Origin of the sequence: Gordonia sp. ABSL11-1, assembly GCF_030315685.1 — a bacterium.
In the GTDB taxonomy this organism is placed as follows: domain Bacteria; phylum Actinomycetota; class Actinomycetes; order Mycobacteriales; family Mycobacteriaceae; genus Gordonia.
On record NZ_JASXSI010000053.1, the window covers coordinates 1 to 4,662 of the forward strand.

5 protein-coding genes are annotated in these 4,662 nt (G+C 62.5%); 3 read left to right on the forward strand and 2 right to left on the reverse strand.

The features are described 5' to 3' along the window. Window positions 1-200 precede the first annotated feature (200 nt). Window positions 201-686, reverse strand: a complete 486-nt coding sequence (locus QSJ19_RS26190; protein ID WP_286323981.1) for a hypothetical protein — start codon at window positions 684-686, stop codon at window positions 201-203. 624 nt (window positions 687-1,310) lie between these two features. Here QSJ19_RS26190 and QSJ19_RS26195 point away from each other — a divergent pair. From QSJ19_RS26195 to QSJ19_RS26205, 3 genes are all read left to right on the forward strand, one after another. Beyond that, the gene (locus tag QSJ19_RS26195; RefSeq protein ID WP_286323982.1) at window positions 1,311-2,792 is read left to right on the forward strand and encodes an LGFP repeat-containing protein; all 1,482 of its coding nucleotides are present in this window, start codon (window positions 1,311-1,313) and stop codon (window positions 2,790-2,792) included. Window positions 2,793-2,817: 25 nt separating this feature from the next. Then, window positions 2,818-3,108 carry a hypothetical protein gene (locus QSJ19_RS26200; RefSeq protein WP_286323983.1) on the forward strand — a complete coding sequence of 97 codons (291 nt, stop codon included), beginning with the start codon at window positions 2,818-2,820 and terminating at the stop codon, window positions 3,106-3,108. A 262-nt stretch (window positions 3,109-3,370) separates the two neighbouring features. Further along, window positions 3,371-4,405 (forward strand): IS630 family transposase, encoded by a 1,035-nt coding sequence (locus QSJ19_RS26205; protein ID WP_286323984.1) that lies wholly within the window; start codon window positions 3,371-3,373, stop codon window positions 4,403-4,405. Here the strand turns inward: QSJ19_RS26205 and QSJ19_RS26210 are convergent. Further along, window positions 4,402-4,662: hypothetical protein (locus tag QSJ19_RS26210; protein WP_286323985.1), on the reverse strand; the 261-nt coding region annotated here is incomplete at its 5' end. The two genes, QSJ19_RS26205 and QSJ19_RS26210, sit on opposite strands and share 4 nt — an antisense overlap.

Consider the following 4,662-nt stretch of genomic DNA (forward strand, 5'->3'; position numbering starts at 1 on the left):
GAGGCTAAGTCAGGTTTCAGACCGGACTGATCGGCCTCGAAACGCTCCACGACACGCTTGACGGTCTTATGAGTCGTACCGCCCGTCCGCCTGTCGGATTGTGTGGCGTGTGGCCGCATCATCACACCTCCTTCGGTTCGAGTGTGTGTTCGAACTTTAGGGGGTGGGGGTGACAGGTGGACGGGTCGAGCTGGCGGCGGTCATCGGGCGGGTGATCGCGCTGGTTGCTCGATGCCGGTGGCGGTGCGTAGTTGGTGGGGGTCGTAGCCGTTGGCGGCGTTCATGTCGCAGCGCACGGTGCCGTAGCCCTCGGGCAGCCCGTTGCCGTAACCCTCGCCGTTGGTGTACTGGTGGGCGATCATCTGCGCGCCCAGGTCCTCGGTGCCGGCCGGAAACGAGGGCGGCGACCCGTAGGAGGGGATGACGAACCCGATCGGAGGCCGCCGGGTCCAGATGGGTGCGTCATGGGGGTTGAGGTAGCCGATGACCCGCCGCGGCCGGCCGTGGATGTGCGGGCCGCGCCAGTCGCTGATCGCCCAGACGAGCCCGTTGATCGTCTCGCTGTGGTCGCCGGTGATCTGTCCGCCCCAGGATTCCACGTCGACCATCGACACGACGTCGGGACGGTTCTCGCCCTGCAGGTCGATGTGGGTGTCCAGCGCGTCGCGCCAGTTCGGCCGGTACACGCAATACACGATGAGACCCTGCAACCGTCCGGAATCGAGCCATGATCGCGCCCTATCCCAATTGTGGCCGAAATTGCGGTCACGATAGGTTCCGTCATTCGAGCGAATGGACAACCATTCATATGAATAGCTGTCATCAATCGGTGGTTGCCACTCAGAAATATCGGCAAACAATGTGTCAGACATTCTTAGTTACTCCATTCGGATGATGGGTGATGCTTCTTCGGTGAAGCCGCGCGCGGCGAGAGTGTCTGTCGCCGTGCGGCCTCCTGCTGGCTGTACGTGAGTCCGCTAATGGCCAGTTGTACTGCCGATCTCAGGAGTATCGGAGCACTCATTGTACTGCCGATCTCAGGAGTATCGGAGCACTCCGACAGGCAGGCGTGCAGCGACGGTGTCGGAGCCTGGCAAGGGTGGTTTTATCTGCGGTGATCTGTTGTGGACAGGTGTCCTCAACGCATTTTCTGGCACGGTGGACGTGCTTCCTGTGTCGGTTTCTGGGGTGAGCTGGTGGTTTGTGAAATTGTCGGTGTCGGGTGCCAGTGTGTCGTTAGCTCGTCACCTCGTCGAGCATCCGTCGCCACCACGGCGGCGATTCTGAAACAATCGCAAGGAGTACGCATCATGCAGGACAAGACCACGTCCACGGCGACGGCCGCGTCCACCACCCTCGACAGCGACGTTGCGTCGGCGCCGCAGGCCCTGGCTGCCACCGCCGCCGTGGCGGCCGGCTGCCAGGTCTATCCGCCCACCTCGTTTCAGGTGTGCGGGGCGATCCGTGACAAGTACAACCAGATGGGCGGGCCGACGAGCTTTCTGCTGCTGCCCAAGTCCAACGAGCTGACCAACCCGGGCAACACCGGTAAACGCTCGGAGTTCATCGGCGGCAACATCTACTGGTCGAGCGCCACCGGCGCCCACCCGGTTGCGCATGAGTTCCTGTTCAAGTGGGGCGATCACGGGTATGAGACCGGCTTCCTCAAGTACCCGAAGACCGACGAGATCGTGCTCACCGTTGACGGCATCAGCCGCCGTCAAGAGTTCCAGGGCGGCCACATCTACTGGTCACCGGCCACCGGAGCCCACAGTATCCAGGGCCTGATCTATGACAAGTGGAAGGCCTTCGGCGCCGAAACCGGCGTCCTGAAGTTCCCGACGTCGGACGAGATCGTCGCACCGGATGGTAAGGGCCGGTTCACGAACTTCCAGGGTGGCGCGATCTACTGGCATCCGTCGACCGGTGCGCACCCGGTGGTCGGTGCGATGCGCGAGATCTGGGGAGTGTTCGGCTACGAGGCCGGCCAGTACGGCTACCCCGTGGAAGATGCGGTCACCGACGCCAACGGCACTCACCAGAAGTTCCAGAGAGGCACGCTGCGTCTCTACGGCGGTGGCTTCATTGAGGGAGTTCGTGTCCCGGTCGCCGGTGACGAGGAGATCTACGGGTTCGAAACGGAAATCCGACCGGGATACCCCGCCGTGGACCTCAGCGAGTACCGCACACAACGCGACACCACCGGGGATCTGATTCCGGCCAACCAGCTCGGGGCATCAACGATCGCCGCCTACTTCGAGGCACAGGGGTATTCCGTGTCCGGGGATCTGTTCTCGTGGTACTACGGCAACACCGGCGCCGACCACCGCTTGTCGACATCGACAGTCGATCAGTGGATGCTCGACAACAGCAAGGGGGCATCCAGTCCGATCCAGATTCTCGCCGAGAACCGGGATCAAACGGTGGCACTGGCGATCAACCGCGCCGATGCCACCAAGGAAGTGGCCAAGATCGGTCTGAGCACTCCGTGGAAGATTGCTCACGGATCGGAAGACCTGCACTACGCGATGGGAGACTTCTCGCTCTCGTGCACCACGGTGGTCGTCGCCTATCCCGGCACCGCAGGCAATCATCGCGTACGGCTGCTGCAGCAAGCACACGTCGTTGACGTCTACGACTTCCGGCAGATCGTCAGGGGTGACGAGGCCAGCAGTGGCGTCTATCCTGATACGGCCAACAACATCGCGTATCGAGGCATGACTTTGGGCATCGCCAAACCTTTCCTCGATTACGGCTCCGGATCGAAGGTCGCGTGGGAGGGCCTGCGATGAGCACGGTGGGGTACCGTCGGCAGTTATGAGCGGTGCTACGTACCTGGCCGACTGCGCGGCGAGTACCAACGCGTGCGAGAACAAGATGGCCGGCCTCGGCGCGGACTTCGTGTTCAGCATGATTGGTTTCGGGCTTGTGACGATCTGGCTGGTGATGTGGCCGATCGCGCTGTGGTCTGTCATCGCTGAACCAACCGGCAGAGCTCGAGGATTCGCGTGGGCAGTGCTGGTGTCGGCAGTCCCGTTTGTCGGCGCTATCGCCTTTTGGACACGTAACCGGTGGATGACGCACCGCGTAGCCGTCCCCGCACGCTAGCCGCTCCATACCCACCACCCTGCAGTGATAGGTCCCGAGGCCACCGACCTCGGGACCTATCACTGTCGCCCGCGCTGTACCCACATAGTCCACAGTGCGCGGAACGCACTGAGAGAAGGCTAGTGTGCCGCGCCGTAAATTCGTAACATAACTATAACTGTGGCCTGTTGCGGCCCAGCCGGCCCGTCCTGGCGTGGGATCCTGAGGTGTGGCAGGTGGACGACCCAGGGCGGAACTGATCGTGGACGACGACGAGCGTGACATGTTGACCAGGTGGGCGCGTCGACGGAAATCCAGTCAGGCCTTGGCGTTGCGGTCTCGGATCATCCTGGCCAGTGCTGAAGGGCTGACCAACAAGGAGGTCGCCGCCCGCGAGCGGGTCACCCCCCAGACGGTGGGCAAGTGGCGGCGTCGGTTCATCGAGGCCCGACTTGATGGTCTCGTCGATGATCCGCGGCCGGGGCGGCCGGCGTCGATCACTGTCGAGAAGGTCGAGGACGTGGTTGTCACCACCTTGGAGCACACCCCGCCGAACTCGACGCACTGGTCGCGGGCGAAGATGGCCGAACGCAGCGGTCTGAGCAAGTCCACGGTCGGCCGGGTATGGAAAGCGTTCGGGCTGCAACCACATCGGGCTGACCACTATAAACTGTCGAACGATCCGTTGTTCACCGAGAAGGTCTACGACATCGTCGGGCTCTACCTCGATCCGCCCGAGGCTGCGGTCGTGTTGTGCGTCGATGAGAAATCGCAGATCCAGGCGCTGGCCCGCAGCCAGCCCAGTTTCCCGATGATGCCGGGCATGCCGGAGAAACGCACCCACGACTACGTCCGGCACGGCACCTCAAGCCTGTTCGCGGCGTTCACCATTGACGACGGCACCGTGATCTCCCAAATGCATCGCCACCACCGCGCTGTCGACTTCCGGGCGTTCCTGCGACACCTCGACAAGCAGGTGCCCGCCGACCTCCAGGTGCACCTGGTCTGCGACAACTACGGCACCCACAAAGCGCCGATCGTGGACACCTGGCTCGACCGACACCCCCGCTTCCACATGCACTTCACCCCAACGTATTCCAGCTGGCTCAACCAGGTCGAACGCTGGTTCGCCGAACTCACCCGAGAGCTCCTCGAACGCGGCGACCACCGCAGCGTCCAAGCACTCGAACGCGACATCAACGCCTGGGCCGCCGCATGGAACACCCACCCCAAACCATTCGTCTGGACCAAAACCACCGAAGAAATCCTCCAATCCATCGGCCGACTTATTCAACGAATTAATGGCGCAGGACACTAGGTCCCCGCGTAGACAACGAACACCTGAGTGTGTGTCGGGGTGGAGTTCAGAATGATCGCACGTTCACCCTGACTCACAGATTGGTCAGGATCGCGTCCACTCTGGTCCCGACTGATCCGCGACACACCGTCGGCAGGGCAGACCAGCCCCAGCTCCTTAACCTCGATCCACCGATCGGCTTTTGAGGTGTGGTGAAACGTGTTGAGCGCGTTCGGGTCGGATAGCGGGCGCGCGTGAGTTGCCGATCTCTGATATCG

Coding starts and splice junctions, on each gene's coding strand:
- QSJ19_RS26195 (WP_286323982.1), top strand. CDS start 1,311: ATGCAGGACAAGACCACGTCCACGGCGACGGCCGCGTCCACCACCCTC.
- QSJ19_RS26200 (WP_286323983.1), top strand. CDS start 2,818: ATGAGCGGTGCTACGTACCTGGCCGACTGCGCGGCGAGTACCAACGCG.
- QSJ19_RS26205 (WP_286323984.1), top strand. CDS start 3,371: ATGTTGACCAGGTGGGCGCGTCGACGGAAATCCAGTCAGGCCTTGGCG.